Here is a 25,372-nt window from a genome sequence, read left to right on the forward strand (position 1 = left end):
TGGTCGGCCTCGAAAATACAACGCGCCTAGTCGCGACTTACGTCGCTCCTACGCACCTACCGATTCGATCAGGCGCCGCTCTTTGCTCGTGCAAACGCTGCTGCCAACGCATTATTCGCGGGTTGCGAATTAGTCGGCTGCGTTGCAGGTTTGCCTTGCCGGCTCGGTGTTCGGCCGCGTGATGGATCCGCATCGCGCCGGTGGCTGTCCTGCGCCGGCTTGGCCACCGGCACGTCCTCCAACCGCCGTGTCAACGCGATGCGCTTGCGCGGAATGTCCACCTCCAGCACCCGCACCTTGACGATGTCGCCGGCCTTGACCACATCGCGCGGGTCCTTCACGTAGGTGTCGGACAGCGCCGAGATGTGGACCAGGCCGTCCTGGTGCACGCCGATATCGACGAAGGCGCCGAAGGCAGCCACATTGGTGACCACGCCTTCCAGGATCATGCCGACCTTGAGGTGTTTGATCTCCTCGACGCCTTCGGCGAAACGCGCGGCCTTGAACTCGGGACGCGGATCGCGGCCTGGCTTCTCCAGTTCCTTGAGGATGTCGCGCACCGTCGGCACGCCGAACTTCTCGTCGGTGAAGGATTCCGGTTTCAACCCGCGCAGGTAGCCGCTGTCGCCGATCAGCTGCTTCACCGCACGGCCGCTGTCCTTCACGATGCGTTCGACCACCGGATACGCCTCCGGATGCACCGAGGACGCATCCAGCGGCTCGTCGCCGTCGGCGATGCGCAGGAAGCCGGCGCATTGCTCGAAAGTCTTCTCGCCCAGGCGCGGCACCTTCAGCAATTCGCGGCGGCGCTTGAACGGGCCGTTCTGGTCGCGATGCAGGACGATGTTCTCCGCCACCGAGGCGGACAATCCGGACACCCGCGAAAGCAGCGCGGCCGAGGCGGTGTTCACGTGCACGCCGACCGCGTTCACGCAGTCCTCCACGCGCGCATCCAGAGCGCGCGCCATGCGGTAGGGATCCACGTCGTGCTGGTACTGCCCCACGCCTATCGCCTTGGGTTCTATCTTCACCAGTTCGGCCAGCGGGTCCTGCAGCCGGCGCGCGATCGACACCGCGCCGCGCAGGCTCACGTCCAGCTCCGGGAATTCCTTCGCCGCCAGTTCCGAGGCCGAATACACCGAAGCGCCGGCTTCGCTGACCACGATCTTCTGCAGCTTCAACTCCGGGTGCTTGTTGATCACTTCGCCGGCCAGCTTGTCGGTCTCGCGCGAGGCGGTGCCGTTGCCGATGGCGATCAGCTCCACGTTGTGCTGAACGCACAGCTTGCCCAACGCATGCAGCGACTGGTCCCACTGCTTGCGCGGCTCGTGGGGGTAGATCGTATCGGTCGCCACCAGTTTGCCGGTGCGGTCGACCACCGCCACTTTCACGCCGGTGCGGATGCCCGGATCCAGACCCATTACCGTGCGTGCGCCAGCCGGAGCGGCCAGCAGCAGATCCTTCAAATTGTCGCCGAAGATGGCGATGGCTTCGGCTTCCGCCTTCTCGCGCGCCTGGCTGAAGAGATCGAGCAGCAAATGCAGGTGCAGCTTCGCACGCCAGGTCATCCGGCAACTGTCCAGCAGCCAGCGGTCGGCGGCGCGGCCCTGGTCGCTGACGCCGGCATGCAGCGCCACGCGGCCGTCGCCGTACAGGTGGCCGGCTTCCGCATCCTTGCCCGGATCCAGGTCGAGATACAGGATTTCTTCCTTGCGCGCGCGGAACAAGGCCAGCAAACGGTGCGAAGGGATCTTCGCCAGCGCTTCGCTGTGTTCGAAGTAATCGCGGTACTTGGCGCCGGCCTCTTCCTTGCCTTCGGCCACGCGGGCGCGGATCACACCCACTTCGCCCAGCCAGTGGCGCAGTTCGCCGACCAGCGCAGGGTCTTCGCCCCAGCGCTCCATCAGGATCGCGCGCGCGCCGTCGAGCGCGGCCTTGGCGTCGGCCACGCCCTTGCCGGCATCCACGAAAGCGGCGGCGAAGATCTCCGGCGACTGAGTGGGATCGGCCAGCAATCCGTCAGCCAGCGGTTCCAGTCCGGCCTCACGGGCGATCTGCGCGCGGGTGCGGCGCTTGGGCTTGTACGGCAGGTACAGATCTTCCAGCCGCGCCTTGCTGTCGGCGGCCTCGATCTCGGCGCGCAATTCGACGGTCAGCTTGCCTTGTTCCTCGATGCTGGCCAGCACGGTGGCGCGGCGGTCTTCCAGTTCGCGCAGATAGGCCAGGCGCGTTTCCAGGTTGCGCAGCTGGGTGTCGTCCAGCCCGCCGGTGATTTCCTTGCGGTAGCGGGCGATGAAGGGAACGCTGGCGCCTTCGTCCAGCAACGCGATGGCAGCCAGGGCCTGCGCGGTCTGGGCGCCGATCTCCGCGGCGATGGTGTGGGCGATGTGCTGGGCGAGTTGCTTTGGGGTGTCCTTCATTGCGTTTGTTCGAATTCGTGATTGGCAGGCCCCGATTGTGGCGGTCGCGGCGCGTGGGGGGAACCCGTTGACAGGAAGGCGGTTGCTGGTTTCGCAATCGCACATTCACGGTGTGAGAGCATTGTGGGAGCGGCGTCCCGCCCGAGCTTTTTCCATGACTGCCGGATTGCTTGAAGAGCTCGCGGCGGGATGCCGCTTCCACGGGCTTTCCGGTCGTGCGGTAGAAGAGTAGGCGGCGGCATGAAGCGTTATGCTTCATGCATGCGCCACTACTTCGTATTCCTGCTTTTCCTCCTGTCTGCCTGCGATGGCGACCCTGTCGAATCGGTACCGGTGCCGCCGACGGTGGGCACGCATGTTTCCTACGATCTGTCGGAGTGGGAATTGCCCGTGCACGGAAGGGCCGCACAGCCCGATCTGGTGGTCGGCCCGGACGGACACGTGCTGCTGTCCTGGATCGAAGCCGAAAACGGTAACGCGCATACGCTGATGTCCGCGGCATTCGACGGCGATGCATGGAGCCCGCCACGGAAAATCGCGCGCGGCGACGACTGGTTCGTCAACTGGGCCGACACCCCGCACCTGGCGGCCACCGCCGATGGCGCGTTGTGGGCGCACTGGCTGCGCCAATCGGCGAAGGCGGCCTATGCCTACGATGTGGTGCTGTCGCGTTCGGCAGATGGAGGAAACACCTGGTCTGCGCCGATCAAGGTCAACGATGATGGGACGCCGACCGAACACGGCTTCGTTTCCCTCTGGCCGCAATCGCGCGACTCCATCGGCATCGCCTGGCTGGATGGCCGCAATACTGTGGGCGGTGGGCATGGCGGCCATGAAGCGCACGGGGGCGCGATGACCTTGCGCGTGGCCGACATCGGCGCGGACCTGGGAAAATCTTCGGAAAGCGAACTCGACTCCCGCACCTGCGACTGCTGCCAGACCGATGCGGCGATGACCGCGCGCGGGCTGCTGCTGGTCTATCGCGACCGCGACGGAGGCGAGATCCGCGATATCGTGACGGCGCGTTTCGACGATGGTGCGTGGACCTTGCCGCGCAAGGTCCACGACGACCGCTGGAAGATGCCGGCGTGCCCGGTCAACGGTCCAGCGATCACGGCAAAGGGTACGCAGGCATGGGTCGCGTGGTACACGGCCGCCGGCGACCTGCCCAAGGTGCGCGTGGCCCGCTCGCAGGATGCCGGGGACAGTTTCTCCGCTCCTGTCGATCTGGACAGCGGACTGGAAGTGCAGGGCCGCGTCGGCGTAGCGGCCGATGGCGATGCGGTGTGGGTGAGCTGGTCGCGAGAAGACGCCAACGGGCAATCGATCTGGCTGGCGCGTTACGACGCCGGCTTGGGCAAGGAGCTGCAGCGTATCCAGGTAGCCAAGCTGCAAGGCCGGGGCCGCGCTACCGGCTTCGCACAACTGGTCGCGCGCGAGGGGGCGGCGTATCTGGTCTGGACCGACGTGGTGGACGGAAAACCCGCGCTGCATGGTGCGAGGCTGACTGCGAAAGGGATCTGAGCAAGTTCTCGGAAGCGAGAAACCAAACGGAGATAGGGTTTGGTGTAGGGCGGGCATTGCCCGCCGCGTTTCCGCTTCGTGAAGACAGAGCCGGCGGGCAATGCCCGCCCTACGGCTTTTTCAATGTTGTTTTTCCAACAGCTTCAACTGCACCGGCAAACCGATGAAATCGCCGTAGCGGCGCGCGGCCTCGTCTAGCGATTTCTGTTCTTTCCTGAGCAAGACGCGGAACGGACTCAGCTCCACGGTCAGGCCGGCCTTGTCGATGTTTCGCTTCCAGGTGCCCACGATGCGGCCATCGATCACCAGACTGGCGTTGAACAGGCCGTTGATGCCGATGACCCGTTGGCTGAAGCGCGCTTCCACCGCCTCGCTGCGGTCCTTGTAGGCGACCAGGTATTCGTCGAACGAGGGCAGCAAGTGCGGATCGCCGGCAACATCCTCTTCCGATTCAGACTCTTCGCCCGAATGCAGATAAAGCCGGCCGTCGATGACTTCCTGGGCCAGGTCGGCTGCGGCCAGTTCGATGGCCAGTTGCACATCCTTGACCGTCAGCCCCGACCACCATGCGAAATCCTGCACCGTGGCCGGCCCATGGCTGTGGAAGTAACGGCGCGCCAGTTCGGCCAGCGCCTGCTCGCGCGGCATCGTGCGGCTGTCGGGAATCCATTCGTCCAGCAGCACGAAGGTCGGCTGTTTGTCCGCGCGTGGACCCAGGCACAGCAGGCCTTCCTGGGCCAGACGCCCGGTGATGTGGATGCCGCGCTGCTTGGCGGTGGAGATGCCGGCCTCTTCGAGCTTCGCGTACGCATCGCTCCGCGTCAGCCGCTGACCGTCACGCAAAGCTTTCACCAGCACCTTCCTGCAGCGGGCCAGCACGGCATCGTCCAGGTCGAACTCGCGCTGCAGTCGCGACTTGTTGTTGGCGATGACGCGCGGCGCCATCAACGCCGACATCCAGCGCACGTCTTCGGCGGCCAGGAAATGCAGCGTGCCACGCATCGGCCAGGTGCGGACGATGCGGCGTTCGGCGATGGCCTGCTCCACCTGCGCCAGGGTCGCGTCCCGCGTACGCAAGCCGATCGCCCACAGCGCGGCTGCGTAGTCCTGTGCCTGCATCGCGCCGAGCCAGGAAACGACTTGCGCGGGCGATTCGAATTTCCCGCCAACGATACGTTGCCTTTGCAGACGCAGCCTTGCGATCCGGGAAACCTTCGTCGCCATAATCCCCGCGCTTGCCTACTTTTCCTTGCGCCAGTTCAGCGAGCCGCGCGTTTCCACCGTGCTCGATTCTATTTCCACATCGAAGCCCTTGCGCAACAGGTACTTCAGCGTGATCGCCGAACCGCCGCCCACCATCGACACGCCATAGCTCACGTAGAGTTTGGGCGACAGGTACTTGCCCACCCCGAACACCGAGCCGCCCAGCGTGCGCGATTCCAGCACGCCCGCATCGTCCAGGCCGATCTTGGCGCCCAGCTGCGAGGCCAGCAGGCCGGCGCCGGCGCTGAGCGCGGTGGAGGCGGCGTTGATCTTCCGGGTTTCGTCGGTGCTGGCGGTATTCAACGAACGTCCCAGCACCAGATAGGCCAGCGCCGCCGATTCGTCCATGGCCGGATTCGACCAGATGGTCGCCTTGGGGCTGCCCGCGCGGCCGGTGACGTCGATGCCGGCGGTGACTCCGGCGCTGACCACTTCGCGCTCGGCGCGGATGTTGATGCGCGGGTCGGAGACGGCGTTGTTGCTCCACACCAGTTCGCCGCGGGTGATGTTCAATTTCTGTCCGTAGGCGGTGTAGCGCCCGTCCACATCCAGGCGCCCGGTGGCGACCATTTCGCGGCCGATGCGCGAGCGCACGTTCATGGTGCCGGCCAGGGTGCCGTCCAGTCCGTAGCCTTTCAGTTTCACCGCATCGCCCAGGGTGATGGCCATGTCCAGATCCAGGCGCGAACTGGGCGTACGTTCGGGATCGGCCGGGTCCAGCACCACCACGTCTTCGGATACCGAAACGCCGTCGTCGAGTTTCTCCACGTCGATGCTGGCCGAAGGCACCGCCACCTTGCCGCGCACCTGGATGGTGTTGTTGGCGAAGCCCACCTGCAGGTCCGGCGAAGCGACCGCCTGCAGTTCGGTGGTGTCGGAAACCAGGAAATCCTTGCCGCGGATGTTGAACTGCAGCGGCGAGCCTTCCACCTTCCAGTCCAGGGTGCCGTCCACGCTCAAGGTGCCGCCGTTGACCGTGCCGCCGGTGGAGGACACCGATTTCAGCGTGCCGTCGATACGTGCGCTGCCGTCGGCTTGCGCGTCCAGATTGGCTATGCCGTCGGTCAGGGTGATGCCCAGCGAAGGCAACTCGCCCTTGAACTCGGTGAGATGGGCGTCGCCGCTCAGCGCCGGCGTGCCGCGCGTACCCGCCAGCCCGACATGCCCCTGCAGCTTGCCGGTGGGACGCACCAGGTCGGGCGAGAACAGCTCCATCCAGAACAGGCGCGAGTTGTGGAAATAGATGTCGCCTTTCAGCGGCGCGAATTCGTCCCAGCCGGTGGCGATTGTCGCATCGACGAAACCGTCGCCCTTGAAACCGGTGCCAAGCCGGCCCTTGATGGTCTGCGGATTGAAATCGACGTCCAGGGTGAAGTTGTCGTAGCGCACGATCTCGCCGCGCGCGTTGTTGCCCAGCTTCAGGCCGCCGTCGAGCGAGCTCAGATGCAGTTCGCCCACCCAGGCGTTGCCGGCCGGTTTCACCGACCCTTTCAGCTTGATCTCGCCGCGCAGGGTGAGCGGCCGGCCATTGTTCGGCGGCAGCCACGGCTGCACCAGGGTCAGCGGCAGGGCGTCGGCATGCACCTGTATTCCTTGCTTCGGCCAGTTGGCCTGCGCGCACAGCGCGCCGCCGCCGCTGGCGGCCAGGCATGCGGGGGAAAGCGTGAACGCGGAACCGTTCTGCGCATAACGCGCGGCTTGCTGCAGGCGCCAACTGCTGCCCTTGGAGGGCGTCAGCTGCAAAGCGTCCAGGCTGCCTTGCCAATTGGCGCCGCGCTTCAACGCGGTGCCGGCCAGCGACACCGAGCCCATGGAATTGTTGGCGCCGCCATCGAAACGCAAGTTCTCCACTGCGCCATGCGCATCCAGGCGCACGCTGTCCAGAACCATGCCGACGTCGACCGCCGAACCGCGCACTGCCAGTTCGCCACCGCTACCGGCCCACGGCAGGCGTCCGCGCACACTGAGCGCATCGGCGCTGTAGCCGCTCCACTTCAGACCGCTGCCGGTGAGATCGGCATCCACGTTGGGCGCGTTGCGCGCGCCGGTCAGCTTCAGCGTGCCGGCGATGCTGCCGCTGGCGTCCGGCAGCAGATCGTCCAGGTGCAGGGGTTGCAGTTTCGCATCGACATCCAGACGGTCGCCGACTTTGCCCTTGGCATTGACGCGGCTGTTGCCGAGAGAAAGCGCCAGTTCGCCTTCGCCCTGGTCGCCGTGCAGCGCGAACTTGCCGCGGCCGTCCAGCTTGCGTCCGCGCAGACTGCCGCCCAGCTTGGGCACGTCCAGCGTGGCATCGAAGCCGCCGGTCTCTCGCGCCTGGCCTTTGCTGGCCAGATCTCCGGACACGTTGCCTTTCCAATCGGCCAGGAAATAACCCGGATCGAAACCGGCCAGCTTCGCGCCCAGATCCCAGCGCAGCGCCGGTTCCCAGCCCACGGTGCCGGTAGCGTCCAGCGTGCCGGTGGGCATCTTCGCCTGCAGTTTTTTCAGCACCAGCTGTTCGCCGTCGCCACGGCCGTCGAAATCGACCGTGGCCTTTTGTTTCTCCCGCACCAGCGTGGCCTTGCCGATCGCCGCCCATGCCTTCATTTGGCCGGCGATGCCCAGATCGGCGTCGGCGCCGATTTGCGTCTGCGCATCCTGGCCCCAGCGCAGGCCGCGCGCATTGGCCGAGAATTTGAACACCGGATTTTCCGGATCCTTGAAATCGGCGCGCCCGCGCAGCGTGGTCAGTCCGTCGAAGGCGCGCACCGCCAGCGGTTCCACGGTCAGCACTTCATCGGCGATGCGGATCTTCGAAGGTTCGATCACGGCGACGAAATCGCCTTGCGCGATGCGGCCCTGCAGGGCGGCGGCGCCGCCGGCGCCTTTCGCTTCCAGGTCGAAGGCCAGCGGCATGCTGTCTTCGACCATTCCCAGCAGCGCCAGATCCAGCGACTCGGTCTTGCCGCTGAAGCTCCAGGTGGGGTTGTCTTCGCCGCGCACGCCAAGCGTCACCCGCACCGGTGCCGGCGCGTTGCCGGCCAGGCCCATGTCCATGCTCTTGCGGTTGCCGCGCGCCACCAGCCCAAGCCTTGCGGGCGTGCGGCCCAGCGATGCCGGGAACACCGCCGTGGCCACCACGTCGGTGGCGTAGCCGTCGCGTGGTTCGTAGCTGCCATGGATGCCGATGCGTCCGCGATCGCTGTCGATCGCCAGCCTTTCCGCTTTGAAGTAGCCGTCGCCGATATCGATGCCGCCGTGCGCGCGCCGGATGTCGATCAGCGGCTGCGTGTTTTGGGTAATGCGCAAGCCATCGATCGCCATGGCGTCCGCCTGGATCGCGATCGGCATCTCGATCTGCGGCAGCAGTTCGGGCCAGGTCGGCAGTTCGAACGGCTCGTCGCTCTTGGGGATCTCCAGCGTCGCGCTGGTCACCTGCAGGGCATCCAGGCGCAGGCGCTTGCCCAGCAGCGGGCGCAGATCCGGGTCCAGGTATACGCGTTCGGCGGTGAAATGGATCTTTTCGTAGCGGAAATCCACCCCATACAACGTCAGCGGACCGGCCAGAGGCCCTTCCGCTTTTTTCCAGGTGAACGAAGAACCGGCCGGCAGACGCGTAATGATCTGGTTCAACAGCACATCGCGCCCAGCAACGGTTTGCAACAGCCAGTACAGCGCCACTATCAGCAACAGCGCCAGGGCCAGCGAAACGAGCGTGCTGCGCAGAGCCAGCGTACGCATGCGCGCACGGCGGCGCGCGCGCAGTTCGGCGATGCGGGCATCGCGCTCCTGCGGACTCATGTCGTCAGGGCGATGGTTCAAAGGTCCGCTCCGATGTTGAGATAGAGCTGGAAGCTGGAATCAGGATCGTTCAGGCCATGCGCGATATCCACGCGGACCGGCCCCACCGGCGACCGCCAGCGCAGGCCGACGCCAACACCGGTCTTCAGGTCGGGCGTGTCGTCGAAGGCGCTGCCGGTATCGACGAACACCGCGCCGCCCCAGGCGCTGCCCGGCAGGTAGTGCTCGTATTCGACGCTGCCGGTGACGATGTGCTTGGCGCCCAGCGCGTAGTCGTTGGGCAGGCGCGGGCCGACTTCGCGATAGGCGTAGCCGCGCACGCTGCGGTCGCCGCCGGCATAGAAGCGCAGACTGGGCGGCATGGCCACCAGCGCATTGGTGTAGGTGGTGCCGAATTCGCCGCGCACCAGCAGGCGGTTGTTCTCGCCCATGCCGCGATACCAGCGCGCGACGGAATGCAGTTGCACGAAACTGGCGTCGGAGCCGACGCCTTCCACGCCGCCGCGCAAGGCGATGCTGCCGCTGATGCCTTTGCGCGGGAAGGTGCGGTTGTCCACGCTTGCGTATTGCCCGCTGATTTCAGGATAGGTCAGCGTGGAATACTGGTAGTCCGGGGTCACGCCCGGCACCGTTTCGCCGTAGCTCCAGCGTTCGCGCAGCGCGTGCACCGAAGCGAGCAGGGTCCAGCGGTCGTTGAGTTCGCCGCTGCGGCTGCCCACCAGTTCCAGGCGGCGCGTATCGATGTAGTCGGTCTGCTCGTCGTAGGCCTGCAGGGCCACCGCGTACCAGCCGTCCAGCCATTTGAACGCCGGGATGCGGTACTGGGTGATGAAGTTCTTGCGCTTCTGCGCGTAGTCCAGCTGCGTGGACAATTTATGGCCGCGCGAATTCACGTAACGCCGCTCCAGCCCGAAGCGCACGCCGGGACCGCTCTCGGTGCCGTAGCTCACGCCCGTGGTGTAGACGTCGCGCTTGGCCAGGGTGAGGTTGACGTCGATCGGCACGCGGCCGTCCACGGCGTTCTCGGGCTTGGCCTGGATGTCGATGTTGCCGAAGTAATCCAGCCCCACCAGCGATTCGCGCAGGCGGTCCAGTTTGCCCTGGTGGAAGTAGCTGCCTTCTTCCCAGTACACCAGCTTGTCCAGCAGGCCGGGGCGGAATTTGGTCTGGTGGAAGGTGGTGGGCCCCATGTCGTAGCGGATGCCGCTGGCCCAGGTCAGGTCGATATCGGCGGCGCGTTCGGCGCGCGTCACTTCCACCCGGCGGTGGATGAAGTCCGCATCGAAGTAGCCGCGGTCGGCCAGCCGGCGCACGATCTGGGTCTTGCTGGTTTCGTAGGTGGTGTGGTCGAAGATGTCGCCGACCTGCGGGCGGAACGCGGCCAGGTCTTCCTTGAGGTAGCGGTCGCTGCCGCCGGCGCCTTCGATGCTCAGGTCCGAGTGCCGCACGCGCACCGGTTCGCCTTTGTCGACGGTGACGACCACGGTGATGTGCTCGTCCTCGCCGCCCGGGCGTGCGGCGTCCACGCTGATCTCGGGCGAGTAGTAGCCGAAAGGCTCCAGCGCCTCGCGCGCTTCGGCCTTGGCTTCGGTCATCAGGTATTCCAGCCGCGATTCGCCCTGGCGGCGGCCGATGATGTCGTTCAGCGACAGGGCCACGTTGATGTTTTCGATCATCAACGCTTCGGTTTCGTTGTCCGGGTTCAGGCCGCGGACTTCGACCTTGTCGATGGTGGAAGCTGCCTGCGCCTGGCCGACGACGGTGAACAGAACGGCGGCGGCGAGCAGGGGGGATGAGCGCATGCGGCACAGGATACCGGGCGGGCGCGCAATCGGGTTAACCGAGGGTGAGGCGGATGGCACATTTGTGCGGGCCGCGAGGGACGAGTTGTGTGAGTCGCGGAATGCTCAGGACCCAAGGATCGTCATCCCAGCGGCTCTCAACAGCGAAGCTGGTCAAGCTGGGATCCATTTTGATCTTCGCGCAGAGCCAACAGCACTCGCTATGCTCGCTCCCCTCACACCCCAAGGGTGCTTGCTTCGCAGCGTCCGCCCTACGGGCACCTTCTCCCACAAGGGGAGAAGGGGGAATCAACGAATAATATCGAGCAGGCCACAATTACCACCTCTCCCCTCGTGGGAGAGGTCGACGCGCTTGCGCGGCGGGAGAGGGCAGGCGAAGAGGCATCGTCGCAGATTGTGAATTCAGCGGCCGTGTTCGCGGATCGCTTCTGCCTTTGCAATGGCATCTGCGGGTTATTGCTCTCTTTCTCGTTCTCGTAGCGCAAGGCAAAAGGACGTAGTTAGCTGGATAGATGCTCGATTGCAGCAACAGCGCGAAAACGGTCGGCCAAGCGCTTTAGCAGAGCCAGGCGGTTGGCGCGCACTGTGGGGTCGTCAACATTCACCATCACGCCATCGAAGAACGCATCCACCTGCGGACGCAGCAGCGCCAAACGGCTGAGCACGCGGATGTAGTCGTGGTGGTGCAAAGCTTCGTCGGTGTCGCCCAGGGCCGCTTCCACCGCTTCGGCCAGCGCGCTTTCGGCCGGGTCGTTGAGCAGGCTGCGGTCTATGGCGTGCGGGATTTCGATGTCGGCTTTCTTCAGGATGTTGTTGATGCGCTTGTTGGCGGCAGCTAGGGCTTCGGCCTCCGGCAGCGTAGCGAACTGGCCGATAGCGTCCAGTCGGGTGTCGAAGTCGTAAAGGGACTGCGGGCGGAGCTCGGCAATGGCATTGAAGTGCTGAATTGGAACATCTTTGTCGGAGTAGTAGCCACGCAAACGGTCGAGGATGAAGTCGTAAAGTTCATTGCCAAGCTTGGAAAGATAACTTCTCAATCCATCCTCAGTATTAATCTCTTCAACCGCACGGGTGATGTCAGCCAGGATATTTGGCAGTCCAACTAAGGTGCCGCGCTTTTCTTTTTCACGTTCTGCATTCAACTCTTCGATTCGCTGAGCTCGGGCGGCTTCACGAACCTGTTCAAGCGCATATCCGACGTTACTGGGAAGATGTAATTCATACCCGCTTTCGATAATGGTTCGGGCTAAGCCCAGACCGTTGCGCCGCAATGCAAACGGATCCTTGTTGCCGGTAGGCCTCAAACCAGCCGCAAAACCACCCGCAAGCGTGCTCAGTCGTTCTGCAATCGCCAACACCTTGCCCGCTGGCGACAATGCAATGTCGTCACCAGCAAAGCGCGGCTGGTAAGACTCGTCAATGGCCAGTGCGATTGCTCTGGGCTCATCTGCCGCTGCCGCATAGTGGCGGCCCGCGATTCCCTGCAGTTCAGGAAACTCGTTGACCATGCGCGACTGCAAATCGTTCTTCGACAGCTCCGCCGCGCGGCGCGCCAGCGCCGGATCGGCGCCGACTTCCTTCGCAATCGTCTCGGCCAACGCAGCCACGCGCGCCACCTTGTCCGCGACCGAACCCAGCTTGGCCTGATAGGTCACGGTCTTCAGCCCGTCGCCCATCGCCACCAATCCCTGCTTCAAATCCTCATCGAAAAAGAACTTCGCATCAGAGAAGCGTGGACGTATCACCCGCTCATAGCCCTTGCTGACCTCGCGCACATCCTGCGATTCGATATTGGCGATGCCGATGAAGCGTTCGGTCAGCTTGCCGCCGTGGTCCAGCACCGGGAAGAACTTCTGGTTGGCCTCCATCGTCGCGATCAACGCTTCCTGCGGCACCGCAAGGAACTCCGATTCGAAACCGCACAGCACCGCCGACGGCCATTCCACCAGACAGTTCACCTGCTCCAGGTTGTCCTCGGTGATGCGCGCATCGCCGCCGGCCTTGGCAGCCGCTTCCCGCACCTGTTGGGCGATGCGCGTGCGGCGCTCGTCCGCGTCCACCAGCACATGCGCGCCGCGCAGCGCATCCACGTAGTCGCCCGGCTGGTTGATCCACACCGGCTTATCGTGTTCGAAACGATGGCCGCGGCTCATGCGGTCGCTGCGCACGCCCAGCACTTCGGCATCCACCACGTCCTTGCCCAACAGCATCACCAGCCAGTGCACCGGCCGCGCGAACGCATAGTCGTGGTCGCCCCAGCGCATCGGCTTGGGAATGGGCATGGCCGCCAGCGACTCGCGCACGATGTCGGCCAGCAGGTCGGCGGTCTTCGCACCCGGCTTGTTGGAGCGATGCACGAAACGCTCGCCCTTGCCGTCGGTGGTGCGTTCCAGCTGCGACCAGTCGATGCCGGCCTTGGCCGCGAAACCCTGCAGGGCCTTGGTCGGCTGGCCTTCGGCATCGAGTGCGATGTTGAGGTACGGGCCCAGCACTTCCGAGCTCTGTTCCGGCTGCTCCACCGAAACCGCAGGCAGTAACACGGCCAGGCGGCGCGGCGTGTACAGCGGCTTGGCGTCGGTACGGTCGAAGTCGATGCCGCGCTTCTGCAGCGCTTCGATCACGCCGTCGAAGAATGCCTGCGCCAGTCCAGGCAGCGCCTTGACCGGGAGTTCTTCGGTGCCTAGTTCGATCAGTAGGGGTTTCATTTCGGCCATCTCAAAAAAACCTTAGTAGTGGTTCCCTTCTTCCATCGGGAGAAGAGCCTGCCCCGTACTTGATACGGGGTGCCCGTAGGGCGGATGAGGGTACGGCGAAGTCCAGATGCTTGTAAGACATGGACTCCGCCGTACCCTCACCCCAACCCCTCTCCCGCAGGGAGAGGGGCTCTGGATTCGCCGCCTTCGGGGCCGTAGAAGATCACCCAGGTGGTGAAGTCGTCGCTGAAATTCTCGAAACGGTGCTCGACGCCGGCCGGTACGAACAGCAGTTCGCCAGGTTCGAATGGTCTGCGCTGGCCGCCGTTGATGAACTCGCCCACGCCCGACACCACCACGTAGACCTCGTCGCGCGTATGCGGCGTCTGCAGGTCCTGGCCCACCGGCTGGTAGATCTCCACCGACAGTGTGCCGTGCCGAAACAATTCCACGAACGGCAGCTTGTCTTCGCTGCGGGCCAGTGCAGCCAATGCATGATGGGGCGTCAGGCGTTCCTTCATGGCGGCGGAGCGGGAGTGGGCGCATCGAAGGGAACGTGGAAGCGCTCGAACACCGGCAGCGCCTCGCAACGGTCCACGTGGGCTTCGACGTGAGGGTAGGGGGAAAGATCCAGCGGCACCGCTTCGCGCAGGTAGGTCCCGTTGCAGCCCAGGGTGATGTCGGCCAGCGTCATCGCGTCGCCCACCAGCCATTGTCCGTTGCGTTGGGCGCAGTGCTTTTCCAGCTCGGCCAGCGCGCCTTCCGCTTGCGCGCGGCAACGGTCGGTCCACGGCGCATGGCGTTTTTCTTCAGGGCGGAACACGCGCTCCATCACCATGGTGATGCCCTTGTCGACCGCACCGGTGGCCAGGCCGATCAGACGCAGCGACTGGCGCCGCGCGCCGCCTTCGGTGGGCAGCAATGCGCGTTGCGGGCCGGCCAGGCTGTCCAGGTAATCCAGGATCAACGCCGATTCGGCCAGCACTTCGCCCGAATCCAGCACCAGCGCGGGCACGCGGCCGATCGGGCTGTAGTCGCGGATGCGGTCGAAGTCCTTGCCCACCGACCAGTTGCGGTGCTCGAACTCCAGCCCGAGCAAAGTCATGGCGATGGCGACGCGCCGCACGTAGGGCGAATCGAACATGCCGATGAGGATCATAGGACGTCCTTGCGCGTGGCAATCAGATCGGCCCGGCCGGGATCCTCAAGTCTGGGCGGAATCTGATTCTGCTTGCTGTTCTTCCATAGCAGTACCAGTCCGGCGACGGGTGGCAGCACGAAGCCGAACAGGAACCAAAGCAGTGTATTGCGGCCCGTGTTCTGGGCCCAATGCGCCACGAAGATCGCGAACAGGAACGCGACCGATGCCGTGGTAGCGGCGGAAGACGTTGCGGTCACGCAGCGTCCTTTGTCTTGAGGCCCGGGAAGCCCAGCTTCTCGCGCTGCGCGTAGTAGGCCTCGGCCACCGCCTGCGCCAGCTTGCGCACGCGCAGGATGTAGCGCTGGCGTTCGGTGACGGAGATCGCGCGGCGCGCATCGAGCAGGTTGAAGCAGTGGCTGGCCTTGCACACCTGTTCGTAGGCGGGCAGCGGCAGACCGGCTTCCACCAGCTTCTGCGACTCGGCCTCGCAGGCGTCGAAACGGTGGAACAGCTCGGCCACGTCGGCCACTTCGAAGTTGTAGGTGCTCTGCTCGACTTCGTTCTGGTGGTAGACGTCGCCGTAAGTGACCACGCCCTGCGGGCCTTCGGTCCAGACCAGGTCGTAGACGTTGTCCACGTTCTGCAGGTACATGCACAGGCGTTCCAGCCCGTAGGTGATTTCGCCCAGCACCGGCCGGCATTCCAGGCCGCCGGCCTGCTGGAAATAGGTGAACTGGGTGACTTCCATGCCGTTCAACCAGACTTCCCAGCCCAGGCCCCAGGCGCCCAGGGTGGGCGATTCCCAGTTGTCCTCGACGAAGCGCAGGTCGTGCACGCGCGGGTCGATGCCCAGCGCCTTCAACGAGTCCAGGTACAGCTCCTGGATGTTGTCGGGGTTGGGCTTCATCGCCACCTGGTACTGGTAGTAATGCTGCAGGCGGTTGGGGTTTTCGCCGTAGCGGCCGTCGGTGGGGCGGCGGCAGGGCTGCACGTAGGCGGCGCTCCACGGCTCCGGGCCCAGGGCGCGCAGGAAGGTGGCGGGGTGGAAGGTGCCGGCGCCGACCTCGATGTCCAGCGGCTGGATCAGCACGCAGCCCTGGGCCGCCCAGTAGCTGTTGAGGGTCTGGATCAAGCCCTGGAACGTGGGTCCTGTCATGGCCTTTTTATTGCACTGCGGAAAAGCGGGCTAGTATAAGCGCGCAAGCTCCTGACCGGCCTTGTTTTTGCCCGTGAACACCACGCACAAAGCTCCATTTCTGATCGTCGAAACCGGACAGCCCGCCACCCGGCTGCGCCGCTACGGCCGCTTCCCGCACTGGATCCGCGTGGCCGCCGGCCTGGAAGCCAGCGAGGCGGTGGTGGTGAATGTGGAACAGGGCGGCATCTTGCCGCGGCGCGAAGGTTTCGCCGGCGTCATCGTCACCGGTTCGGCGGCCATGGTCACCGACCGTGCCGACTGGAGCGAGCGCAGCGCCGACTGGCTGCGCGATGCGGCCCACGACGGCATGTCGCTGCTGGGCATCTGCTACGGACACCAGTTGCTGGCGCATGCGCTGGGCGGCGAGGTGGCCGACAACCCGGCCGGGCGCGAATCGGGCACGGTGCGCATCGATCTGCATCCGCCGGCCCAGGACGATCCGCTGTTCTCGGGCCTGCCGCTCACCTTTCCTGCGCATGCCACCCATGTGCAAACGGTGTTGCGCCCGCCGGAAGAAGCCACGGTGCTGGCCCGTTCCGAGCAGGACGATTGCCATGCCTTCCGCTGGCGCGACCGGGCCTGGGGCGTGCAGTTCCATCCCGAATTCGCCACCCACCACATGCGCGGCTACGTGGCATTCCGCGGCGAAGAGTTGAAGAAAGCCGGCCGCTGCCCCACCACCATCGCCCGCGACGTGACGGCAGCGCCGCAGGCGCGCAAACTATTGCGGCGCTTCGTCAAGCACGCGCGCGGTTTGCACGCACGCTGAGCCCACCACGACCGCACAAATCCCCCCACAAGGCCATCGGAAAAACCCTGGATGTCGAATATCAACAAAGTGCCGGCCAGTGCCGGTGCGGAATGGCTGCTGGGCGCGTTCGCGCTGATCCGCAAGGCGCCGCTGTCGCTGGGGTTGCTGGGCGTTATCTGGGGCCTGCTGTCGACGTTGGCGGTGCAGGCTATGGTGTTGAACGTGACCTTCGGATTGTTCATGCAGCTCGTACTGGCATTGCTGGGGCCGCTGTTGTTCGCAGGCATGCTGTGGGCCGTGCGCGAAGTCGATGAAGGCCGCGCAGCGCAGCCCTCGCACCTGTTCCATTCCTTGCGCAGCGACTACGCGCCCAGCCTGTTGGCGACGCTGTTGCCGCAACTGGCTGCGGCGTTGGTGCTGGGCGTTCTGCTGGTGGTGATGATCGGTCCCGCCGAGCTGCAGCACTTGGCCGAGGTCGTGGCCAAATTGCAGGAAACGGCGCAGACCGGCGGCCAGCCTGATCCGGCGCTGGTGCAGGCGCTGCCGGTCGGCAGGCTGTTCCTGTGGATGCTGATGCTGTTCGCGGCGGTCATCCTGATGAGCCTGCTCACCTTCGTGGCGGTGCCGGACATCGTGTTCGGCGGCAACGGCGGAATAACCGCAATGCGCAACAGTTTCCGCGCCTGCGTGCAGAATCTGCTGGCGATGCTGGTGTTCTACGTGCTGTTGTTCATCGCGCTGTTCGCACTCAGCATCGGTATCCAGATGTTGGCCATGGTGGTGCAGTTGGTGGCCGGGCCGACCGTTGGAATGTGGGTTTCCAATCTGCTGCTGATGGCGGTGGTGATGCCGCTGATGGCCGGAGCCGTGTTCTACGCCTGGCGGCAGATGCTGGGCGGCGGCGCGGAATCCACGACATCGGCTGCGCAAGCGCATCTGGAAGCCTGATCTGTAGGAGCGGGCCCTGCCCGCGATGCTCTTGCTTGATTTGCCTGACGAAAAGCGTCGCGGGCAGGGCCCGCTCCTACAGGATCATCTGGCCGACGCTGTACGGACTCGGGCGCTAGGTCCATCAGGCGCGTCGGGGGCGTAGCCCCGACCTACGATTCCTTCGCTTCGCGCGGGGTGATCCATTTCGAGGCGATGATCCCGGTTTCGTACAGCAGGTACATCGGGATGGCCAGCAGCAATTGCGATACGACATCCGGCGGAGTGATGACCGCCGCCAGCACGAAGATGCCGACCAGCGCGTAGCCGCGCGCTTCCTTCAATTGCTCCGGCGTCACCCAACCCAGCAGCACCAGGATCACCAGCGCCACCGGCAGCTCGAAGCTGGCGCCGAAGGCCAGGAAGATCACCAGCACGAAATCCAGATACGCGCTGGCGTCGGGGGTGACCGAAATGACCTCCGGCGTGAAGTTGATGACGAACTTGAACAGCGACGGCAGCACCAGGAAGTAGGCGAAGGCGCAGCCCGCATAGAACAGGACCACCGCCGAGCCCAACAAGGGAACGGCCAAGCGTTTCTCGCGCTGGTACAGGCCCGGCGCCACGAACGCCCACGCCTGGTACAGCAGCCAGGGCGCGGCGACGAACAACGCCACGAAGAACGCCAGCTTCACCGGCGCGATGAAACCGCCGGCCGGATCGGTGGCGATCATCGACTGACCCGCCGGCAGGCGCGCGATCAGCGGTTCGGCGATCCAGTTGTAGAGCTTGCTGGTGAAGGGAAGCAAGCCCAGCAGCACCACGAAGACCCCGGCCAGCCCGCGCATCAGCCGCGTGCGCAGCTCGATCAGATGGCTGAGCAGGCTGGATTCGGAATCGGATTCAGGCGTTGCGCGGTTCATCGCCCTGCCCTTCCTGCGGTTTCGACGGGGATGCCGGCTCATCGGAAGCAGCCTCATCGGAAGTTGGCGCGGATGCATCGGCCGAAGCGTCCGGTTCCCGCACCGAAGCCCGCATCTGCTCGAACTCGCGCCGCGCTTCGGCGCCGCTGTCGCGGATCCGCTGCTCGGTATCCTGCAAGGCCGATTTCGCGTCGTGCAGGCTGCGCTTGAGTTCCTCGGCGGCCAGTTCGCGTTCCAATTCGTCCTTCACCGAATCCCATTGGTTGCGCGCGCGGCGCACCCACATGCCGGCCATGCGCGCGACCTTCGGCAGCCGCTCGGGGCCGAGCACGATCAAGGCGATGATGGCGATGAAGAACAGCTCGCCGCCGCTGATGCCGAACATGACCGGGTTAAGCCTATAGGCCTGCGTCCGCGGAATCAGCGCGCGTCGCGGTCGCGTTCCTTCGACTCGCTGGCGTCTTTGGACCGCGTGCCCTCGTCGCGGGATTCGTCGCCCAACTGGCCGTTGGGCTTGTCCTCGTCCTTCATGCCCTTCTTGAAACCCTTGACCGCTTCGCCCAGGTCCTGCCCGGCGTTGCGCAGGCGCTTGGTGCCGAAAACCAGCAACACCACCACCAGCACGATGATCCAATGCCAGATGCTCAAACCGCCCATGGTGCGCTCGCCGAAAAAATGAGGGACATCAGGATAACGCAGCTTGCGGGCCGGGGACTGCCAAGCCGGCCCGCAATCGCGTCATGGCGTGGTCGGCAGCGGTTCGCTGCGGATCTCGCCCTCGGCCACGGGCTGGAAACCCTGCGTTTGGGCTTCGGTGGTGGCGGGCTGCGGCTGGGAGACTTCCGGCTGGGAAGCCGACGAGCCGGTGACGGTGACCGGCGCGGCCATCGGGGCCGCCGGCTCGGAGGGCTCGTCGCGGCGCGCGGCGCGGGCGATGGCGGTGGCTTCCTCCAGCTGGTCGCGGAAACCGACCACGGCGTCGGAAGGAATGCCGGCGCGGCTTTCGAAGATAGCGCGCGGGGTGGCGGCGCTGCCGTACACCGCCACGTTGGCGTCGTCGTCGATCTGCAGCACCGCGCCGTCCAGGGCCACACCGGCGAACAGTCCGCGCGCGCGCGACCACGACCAGATTTCCGCCTTCAGCTGGCCGTCGGTGGACGCCGAGGCGTTGCGGCCGACCGGGCCGGCGGCCACGCCGGCATCGGCGCCCAGGGTGATCTTGCCGTTGACGATGTTTTCCAGGTTGCGGTCGTTGCGGAACACCAGCACCACGTCGGAAGACTGCACGCCGGCCTGGAAGCCGATGCTGCCGCCGGTGAGCTTGACGAACACCGGCTGCGACCAGCTGCCATCGGCGGTTTTCACCGACATCAGGCCGTGGCCGCGGCGTCCGCCGATGACCAGGCCGACCTTGAGCGTGTCGGGAATCACCACCACCGCGCGGCCTTCGTCCAGCAACTTGTCGGGAATGCCTTGCTCGGGGATCTTCTGGATCTCGCTGAGCACGCGCACCGCATCGTTGGCGCGCTTGTCTTCTTCGGTCCCGGCCAGCGCCTGACCGGCGAATACGCCGATTGCCAGCAGCAGGGCCAGACGCGGAAGACGCGATCCTCGGAGGGGGCGAAGGACGGACATGGTTGACTCCCGAAATGGATTCATTGGCGATGTGGCGCAACAGGAACGCGCGCTAAAGCCTTGATAGTGCAGCCTGGAACACCGAGCCTAGACGCGGCAGCGTGAATCGTCGATGAGTTTTTTGCTTTTGTAGAGCCGAGCTTGCTCGGCTGCTTTTGCTTCTGCGCAAAGAGCAGCCGGGCAAGCTCGGCTTGAAGTAGGGCGGGCATTGCCCGCCGCCGTTCGCGTGCGATTCATGGCGGGCAGTGCCCGCCCTACGGCACGCGCCCATGGCTCCCGCAAACCCATCTGTCATCATGTGCCGATGCCCGAAACCCCCGAAAGCCCATCCAGGATCGCCCTGGTGGTCGCCAATCTAGGCACTCCGGACGCACCCACCGCCAAGGCGGTGCGGCGATATCTGGCCGAATTCCTCCACGACCCTCGCGTGGTCCAGCTGACCCGCTGGATCTGGTGCCCCTTGCTGCACTTCGTGATCCTGCCCCTGCGTGGCCCGAAAGCGGCGGCCAAGTACGCCAAGATCTGGCTGCCGGAAGGCTCGCCGTTGGCCGTTCACACGCAGCGCCTGGCCGCGGCGATGCAGGCGCGGCTTCCGGAGTGGCATGTCGCAGCAGCGATGCGCTACGGCAAGCCCGCGCTGAAGGGCCTGCTGCCCGACCTGCGCGCGCAGGGATTCGGAAAAATCGTGGTGCTGCCGCTGTACCCGCAGTACTCCAGCACCACCACCGCTTCGATAGAAGACGTGGTGAAGCGGGAAGCGGCAGGCATGCCGGTCGCGTTCATCGACGACTACTCGTCCGATCCGCATTGGGTCGCCGCGGTGGCCGACTCCATCGCCCGCTGGCGGCAACAGCACGGTCGTGGCGAGCATCTGCTGTTTTCCTTCCACGGCCTGCCGCAACGCATCGCCGACCTGGGCGATCCCTATCCGCAGCGCTGCGCCGCCAGCGTGCAGGCGATCGCCGCTGCGCTGGGGCTGTCGCCAGCCGAGTGGACGCTGACCTACCAGTCGCGCTTCGGCAAGGAGCGCTGGTTGTCGCCGGCCACCGACAGGACTTTGGAGGAAATGGCCGCGCGCGGCGTGCGCCGGGTCGACGTGGTCTGCCCTGGCTTCGCGGTCGATTGCCTGGAAACGCTGGAAGAAGTGGCGATGCAGTACGCCGAAGGTTTCGCCGAAAAGGGCGGCGAGCTTCGCTACATCCCTTGCCTCAACGACTCGGCCGCGCATGCCGATGCCCTGGTGGAGCTGGCGCGGCGCGCGGTGAACGGATGACCGCGCGGGAGATCGCATTCGACGTTCCGCTGGGGTGCATTACCGGCCTGCGCAGCGGTACCCCGAACGGAACCAAAGTGCTGGCCTTGCATGGCTGGCTCGACAACGCCGCCAGTTTCCTGCCTTTGGCCACGCAACTTCCGCAGCTGGACCTGGTGATGCTGGATCTGCCGGGCCATGGCCGCAGCGCGCATCTGCCGCCCGGCGCGGACTACAACCTGCTGGCGACGATGAACGCGGTTCTGGATGTGGCCGACAGCCTGGGCTGGGAACGCTTCGCGCTGTTGGGGCATTCCATGGGCGCGGGTATCGGCAGCATTCTGGCCGCGTCGCTGCCGCAGCGGATCGAGCGACTGGTCGCCATCGAAGCGTTGGGAGCGCTGGCCGAAGCGCCCGAGCGTACCGTGCAGCGCTTGCGCGACGGCGTGGCCGCGGCGCGCGCGCTGCCGTCGAAGAAGCTGCGCGTCTTCCCCGACCTGGCCGCGCCGGTGCGTGCGCGCATGCAGGCCAACCAGCTGAGCGAAGCGAGTGCGCGATTGCTGGTGGAACGCGGCGTGGCGCCGGTGGAAGGCGGTTTCGTCTGGAGCAGCGATCCGCGCCTCACCCTGCCCGCGTTGCAGCGCATGACCGAAGCGCAGGTGCGGCAATTGATCGCCGGCATCGAATGCCCGGTACGGGTGATTTTCGCCGATCCGCCCCAGACCTACCTGCCCGAACCCTTGCGCAGCGACCGTGCCGCATTGTTGCCGCACGGCGAGTTGGTCGTGTTGCCGGGGATACACCATCTGCACATGGAAGCGCCGATGGAAGTGGCACGTGCCATCGGCGGATTCTTCGGCCCGTAGGTCGGGGCTACGCCCCCGACGCGCGCAGACAGGGTTTCCGTGCGTCGGGGGCGTAGCCCCGACCTACGTGGAAACCAGCGCGCGCAGGCTCGCTTTCAGCTGACGGCCTTGGGCATGGAAGTATTCGCGTTCGTCGCGCCAGGCCGGGAAGCGGGATTCCACTTCATGCCAGAACCTGGGCGAATGATCGGCGTGGATCAAGTGGCAGAGTTCGTGCACCAGCACGTATTCGAACGCCGAAGGCCGCCCCAGCACCAGCGACAGATCCATCGCCAGCGAACCGTCCGGACTCAGCGAGCCCCATTGCGAGGACATGACCTTCAGGCGCAGGCGGGCCGGCGCACGTGGCAGACCGGGCAGGTATTTCGGCAGCCAGCGGCCCATGTCGGTCCGCGCCTCTGCTTCGTAGAACTCGCGCAGCGTGCGCCGCAAGGCGTCGTCGCCGGTCCTGGCGGAGGCGTCCTTGGCAGGAGCATGGAAATGCAGGCCGTCGGGCTCGCGCGTGAGCCGCGTGTAGCGTCCTTCGCGCCAATGCAACGGCACCTGTTCTCCACGCAGGGGCAGGCGGTCGGTAATGCCGCGTACCAGCGCGGGCGCTGCGTCGTTGCTGGAGTACTTCTCCAGCTGCGCCGACAACCAGTGGCGGTGTTCTTGCAGGAAGCGTTCGCCGGACACCAGGCTCGCGCGCGCAGGCAGCGTCAGCCGCGCGCCGCGCTCGTCCACGCTCAGCTTGATGCGCTTGGCGCGCGGATCGCGCACGCGCTGGACCAGGACGGCATCGCCCGCGGGCAAGGTCAGCGAAACTTCGTCGCGTTCGACCGTGCGGGGTTTGGGGGCTATCAGGCGGTGGAGCATGCCGGGCATGGGAGAAGCATGTGGGAATTTCCCTGTCAGTCAAGCAGCGAGCCGTGTTCTTGTAGAGCCGAGCTTGCTCGGCTGCTCTTGATCTTCGCTAAAAGCATCCGAGCGAGCTCGGATCTACAAAGCATCAGGCGAACCCGGATCTACAAAGCTGCGGCAGGGGCCGTCGCGCTTCAGGCCTCGGCCTTGCTCAATTTCAAGGCCGACTCCAGCACCGCGAACAGGCGCCTCACTTCGCCGCTCATCAGCGCGAAACGCGCATCCAGTTCGGCGCGCAGGTCCTCGCGTTCGGTGTTCTCCAACTGGTCCACCGCGCCGTCCAGGAACTTGAGCTTGCGGATGATCAGGTCCTCGCCGAGCACGAAGGACAGATGGTCGTCCAGAGTCAGGGCCAGCTTGGTGACTTGTTTGCCCGCTTCCAGGTGCTTGGCTATCTCGTCGCTCTGCAGGTCCTGGTTCTGGCACTTGACCACCGCGCCGCCGTCCATCGCGTCCTTCATCTCGCATTCTTCGCCCAGGGCCAGGCCTTCGGGCAGCGGTTCGCCGGCGATCCAGCCGGTCAGGATGGAGCGCGGCGCCACTTCCGCATTCAACGGCAGTGCGGGGAAGCTGCCCATCGCATGACGGATCTCCGAGACCACGTTCTCGGCGCTCTTGCGCGAGGAACTGTCCACGGCCACGAAGCCATGCTCCAGGTCCAGCAGCGCGTCGGTGCGCGAGGGCCGTACGAAGGCGCGCGGAAGCAGCTCGTGCACCAGGTCTTCCTTGATGCGCTTGCGGGTGCGTCCGCCGGGTTTGCGGCCTTCCTTCTGCTCGATCTCGGCCAGCTTCTTGCCCAGCAGGTCGTTGACCACGGCGGCGGGCAGCAGCCGGTCTTCGCCGCCCACGGTCAGCCAGATGGAATTGCCGATGCGGTGCGAGAGCTCTTCCGAATCGCGGCCGAACGGCGAGACGAAACCGCGGGAAGAGAGTTCAAGGGCTCCAACGGGTTTGAGCGGGACTTCGGCGAGCAGGCTGTCGAGTTGGGAGAAATCGAGAGTGGTGGGGAAGCGGAACAGGGTCAGGTTGCGAAAGAACATCAGGTATCCGGTAAGAAGAAATCAGCAAGAAAAGTAAAGAATGATTTTTCAAGGTCGTCATCCCGGCGAATGCCGGGACCCGACTATGCGTGCGGTGATGCTTGGGTCCCGGCATTCGCCGGGATGACGGGTTCATTTTTTTGAGCGGTCAGGCCCAGGAAGTCGAACAAGTCGGGGTCAGCCAACTGGGAAGGCTCCACCCGCGCCAGCGCACGCGCGATCTGATCGATGCGCCCGGGCGTTTCGGCTTCCCATGCCGCCATCATCTTCTGCACCTGCTTGCGCTGCAGATTGTCCTGCGAACCGCACAGGTCGCAGGGGATGATCGGAAAAGCCATCGCTTCGGCATGCGCCGCGATCTCCGCTTCGCTGACATAGGCCAGCGGACGGATCACCACATGCCGGCCGTCGTCGCTGAGCAGCTTGGGCGGCATGGCGCTGAGTTTGGCGTGGAAGAAGAGGTTGAGGAAGAACGTGGCCACCATGTCGTCGCGGTGATGGCCCAGTGCGATCTTGGTGAAGCCATGCGCATCGGCATGCGCATACAGCGCGCCGCGCCGCAGCCGCGAACACAACGAACACATCGTCCGCCCTTCCGGAATCACCCGGCTGACCACCGAATAGGTGTCCTGTTCGATGATCTGGAAAGGCACGCCGACGCGCTTCAGGTAGCCGGGCAGCACGGCAGCGTCGTATCCGGGCTGCTTCTGGTCCAGGTGCACGGCGACCAGTTCGAATTCCACCGGCGCCTTCTTCCGCAATTGCAGCAGCACATCCAGCAGCGTGTAGCTGTCCTTGCCGCCCGACAGGCAGACCATGACCTTGTCGCCGGCTTCGACCATGCCGTAGTCGGCGATGGCCTGGCCGACCTGCCGGCGCAGGCGCAGCGCGCGCTTGCCGCCGGCCCCTGCCGCAAGGCGGGGAGCGGGATCGCGCAGCGGGGAAGGAAGGGGGCTTGCGGCGGTCATCGAGTGCTCCATTGTACCGGCCGCGTCCGCGGTGACGGGCGCCGGGCCTGCGGTGTACGCTGGCCGCGTGGAACCCCTGAGCCTTTCCGAAATCACCCGCCGCGTGTCCGAGCTCAAGCTCGAGCACCGCAGCCTCGACGCCGAAATCGATCGCCTGATCGCCGATATCCAGGCCGACGAGATCACCATCAAACGCCTGAAGAAGCGCAAGTTGTGGCTGAAGGACTGCATCTCCCGGCTGGAAAGCGCGCTGATCCCGGACGAGCCGGCCTAGTGCTCCGCCCCC

The 25,372-nt window shown here is 65.4% G+C and carries 22 protein-coding genes; 6 read left to right on the top strand and 16 right to left on the bottom strand.

The window, feature by feature from the left end; all coding sequences use genetic code 11:
* Positions 1 to 68: 68 nt before the first annotated feature.
* Complete coding sequence (locus CSC73_RS05865; protein WP_163839477.1) at positions 69 to 2,420, bottom strand: Tex family protein; 2,352 nt, start codon at positions 2,418 to 2,420, stop codon at positions 69 to 71.
* Positions 2,421 to 2,681: 261 nt separating this feature from the next.
* Between CSC73_RS05865 and CSC73_RS05870 the strand changes: the two genes are divergently transcribed.
* Positions 2,682 to 3,944: a sialidase family protein gene (locus tag CSC73_RS05870; protein ID WP_163839478.1), complete on the top strand. Its 1,263-nt coding sequence runs from the start codon at positions 2,682 to 2,684 to the stop codon at positions 3,942 to 3,944.
* A 120-nt stretch (positions 3,945 to 4,064) separates the two neighbouring features.
* On the opposite strand, the gene CSC73_RS05875 is transcribed toward CSC73_RS05870, so the two are convergent.
* The 8 genes from CSC73_RS05875 to glyQ form a co-directional block, all read right to left on the bottom strand.
* Entirely contained in the window at positions 4,065 to 5,168 is a 1,104-nt protein-coding gene (locus tag CSC73_RS05875) for a winged helix DNA-binding domain-containing protein (RefSeq protein ID WP_163839479.1), read from the bottom strand.
* Positions 5,169 to 5,183: 15 nt separating this feature from the next.
* Positions 5,184 to 8,990: a translocation/assembly module TamB domain-containing protein gene (locus CSC73_RS05880; RefSeq protein ID WP_163839526.1), complete on the bottom strand. Its 3,807-nt coding sequence runs from the start codon at positions 8,988 to 8,990 to the stop codon at positions 5,184 to 5,186.
* A gap of 17 nt (positions 8,991 to 9,007) precedes the next feature.
* Positions 9,008 to 10,792, bottom strand: a complete 1,785-nt coding sequence (locus CSC73_RS05885; RefSeq protein ID WP_163839480.1) for an autotransporter assembly complex protein TamA — start codon at positions 10,790 to 10,792, stop codon at positions 9,008 to 9,010.
* 500 nt (positions 10,793 to 11,292) lie between these two features.
* On the bottom strand, positions 11,293 to 13,506 hold the full coding sequence (glyS, locus tag CSC73_RS05890; protein ID WP_163839481.1) for a glycine--tRNA ligase subunit beta: 2,214 nt from the start codon (positions 13,504 to 13,506) through the stop codon (positions 11,293 to 11,295).
* 137 nt (positions 13,507 to 13,643) lie between these two features.
* A complete protein-coding gene (locus tag CSC73_RS05895; protein WP_163839482.1) occupies positions 13,644 to 14,006 on the bottom strand; it encodes a cupin domain-containing protein in 363 nt (120 codons plus the stop codon).
* Entirely contained in the window at positions 14,003 to 14,644 is a 642-nt protein-coding gene (locus CSC73_RS05900; protein ID WP_163839483.1) for a glutathione S-transferase family protein, read from the bottom strand. Before CSC73_RS05900 ends, CSC73_RS05895 begins: the two co-directional genes overlap by 4 nt.
* The gene (locus CSC73_RS05905; protein ID WP_163839367.1) at positions 14,641 to 14,883 is read right to left on the bottom strand and encodes a hypothetical protein; all 243 of its coding nucleotides are present in this window, start codon (positions 14,881 to 14,883) and stop codon (positions 14,641 to 14,643) included. Before CSC73_RS05905 ends, CSC73_RS05900 begins: the two co-directional genes overlap by 4 nt.
* Positions 14,880 to 15,782: a glycine--tRNA ligase subunit alpha gene (glyQ, locus tag CSC73_RS05910; protein ID WP_163839484.1), complete on the bottom strand. Its 903-nt coding sequence runs from the start codon at positions 15,780 to 15,782 to the stop codon at positions 14,880 to 14,882. The genes CSC73_RS05905 and glyQ overlap by 4 nt, the downstream gene beginning before the upstream one ends.
* Positions 15,783 to 15,855: 73 nt before the next feature.
* Here glyQ and CSC73_RS05915 point away from each other — a divergent pair, with 73 nt between their 5' ends.
* Both CSC73_RS05915 and CSC73_RS05920 read left to right on the top strand, forming a co-directional pair.
* Positions 15,856 to 16,593 carry a glutamine amidotransferase gene (locus tag CSC73_RS05915; RefSeq protein ID WP_163839485.1) on the top strand — a complete coding sequence of 246 codons (738 nt, stop codon included), beginning with the start codon at positions 15,856 to 15,858 and terminating at the stop codon, positions 16,591 to 16,593.
* Between the two features lie 51 nt (positions 16,594 to 16,644).
* Positions 16,645 to 17,523 carry a BPSS1780 family membrane protein gene (locus CSC73_RS05920; protein ID WP_163839486.1) on the top strand — a complete coding sequence of 293 codons (879 nt, stop codon included), beginning with the start codon at positions 16,645 to 16,647 and terminating at the stop codon, positions 17,521 to 17,523.
* A 152-nt stretch (positions 17,524 to 17,675) separates the two neighbouring features.
* On the opposite strand, the gene tatC is transcribed toward CSC73_RS05920, so the two are convergent.
* From tatC to CSC73_RS05940, 4 genes are all read right to left on the bottom strand, one after another.
* On the bottom strand, positions 17,676 to 18,425 hold the full coding sequence (gene tatC / locus CSC73_RS05925; RefSeq protein ID WP_163839487.1) for a twin-arginine translocase subunit TatC: 750 nt from the start codon (positions 18,423 to 18,425) through the stop codon (positions 17,676 to 17,678).
* Positions 18,406 to 18,810, bottom strand: coding sequence for a Sec-independent protein translocase protein TatB (gene tatB, locus CSC73_RS05930; protein ID WP_163839488.1), 405 nt, complete (start codon positions 18,808 to 18,810; stop codon positions 18,406 to 18,408). The genes tatC and tatB overlap by 20 nt, the downstream gene beginning before the upstream one ends.
* A 35-nt stretch (positions 18,811 to 18,845) precedes the next feature.
* Entirely contained in the window at positions 18,846 to 19,082 is a 237-nt protein-coding gene (tatA, locus tag CSC73_RS05935) for a Sec-independent protein translocase subunit TatA (RefSeq protein ID WP_093289156.1), read from the bottom strand.
* A gap of 81 nt (positions 19,083 to 19,163) precedes the next feature.
* Positions 19,164 to 20,060, bottom strand: a complete 897-nt coding sequence (locus CSC73_RS05940) for a lipid-binding SYLF domain-containing protein (RefSeq protein ID WP_163839489.1) — start codon at positions 20,058 to 20,060, stop codon at positions 19,164 to 19,166.
* Positions 20,061 to 20,364: 304 nt separating this feature from the next.
* Here CSC73_RS05940 and hemH point away from each other — a divergent pair, with 304 nt between their 5' ends.
* Together hemH and CSC73_RS05950 are read left to right on the top strand one after the other, a co-directional pair.
* Positions 20,365 to 21,333 carry a ferrochelatase gene (gene hemH, locus CSC73_RS05945; protein ID WP_163839490.1) on the top strand — a complete coding sequence of 323 codons (969 nt, stop codon included), beginning with the start codon at positions 20,365 to 20,367 and terminating at the stop codon, positions 21,331 to 21,333.
* Positions 21,330 to 22,178: an alpha/beta fold hydrolase gene (locus CSC73_RS05950; protein ID WP_163839491.1), complete on the top strand. Its 849-nt coding sequence runs from the start codon at positions 21,330 to 21,332 to the stop codon at positions 22,176 to 22,178. The genes hemH and CSC73_RS05950 overlap by 4 nt, the downstream gene beginning before the upstream one ends.
* 63 nt (positions 22,179 to 22,241) lie before the next feature.
* On the opposite strand, the gene CSC73_RS05955 is transcribed toward CSC73_RS05950, so the two are convergent.
* The 3 genes from CSC73_RS05955 to ttcA form a co-directional block, all read right to left on the bottom strand.
* Positions 22,242 to 23,042, bottom strand: a complete 801-nt coding sequence (locus CSC73_RS05955; protein WP_163839492.1) for a M48 family metallopeptidase — start codon at positions 23,040 to 23,042, stop codon at positions 22,242 to 22,244.
* Between the two features lie 170 nt (positions 23,043 to 23,212).
* Positions 23,213 to 24,118: a recombination-associated protein RdgC gene (locus tag CSC73_RS05960; protein WP_163839493.1), complete on the bottom strand. Its 906-nt coding sequence runs from the start codon at positions 24,116 to 24,118 to the stop codon at positions 23,213 to 23,215.
* Positions 24,119 to 24,201: 83 nt separating this feature from the next.
* The gene (ttcA, locus tag CSC73_RS05965) at positions 24,202 to 25,086 is read right to left on the bottom strand and encodes a tRNA 2-thiocytidine(32) synthetase TtcA (protein ID WP_211840827.1); all 885 of its coding nucleotides are present in this window, start codon (positions 25,084 to 25,086) and stop codon (positions 24,202 to 24,204) included.
* Positions 25,087 to 25,153: 67 nt separating this feature from the next.
* Between ttcA and CSC73_RS05970 the strand changes: the two genes are divergently transcribed.
* Positions 25,154 to 25,360, top strand: a complete 207-nt coding sequence (locus tag CSC73_RS05970; protein WP_163839495.1) for a YdcH family protein — start codon at positions 25,154 to 25,156, stop codon at positions 25,358 to 25,360.
* The last annotated feature ends 12 nt before the right edge of the window (positions 25,361 to 25,372 follow it).

It is taken from the genome of Pseudoxanthomonas sacheonensis (genome assembly GCF_010093305.1).
GTDB lineage: Bacteria > Pseudomonadota > Gammaproteobacteria > Xanthomonadales > Xanthomonadaceae > Pseudoxanthomonas_A > Pseudoxanthomonas_A sacheonensis.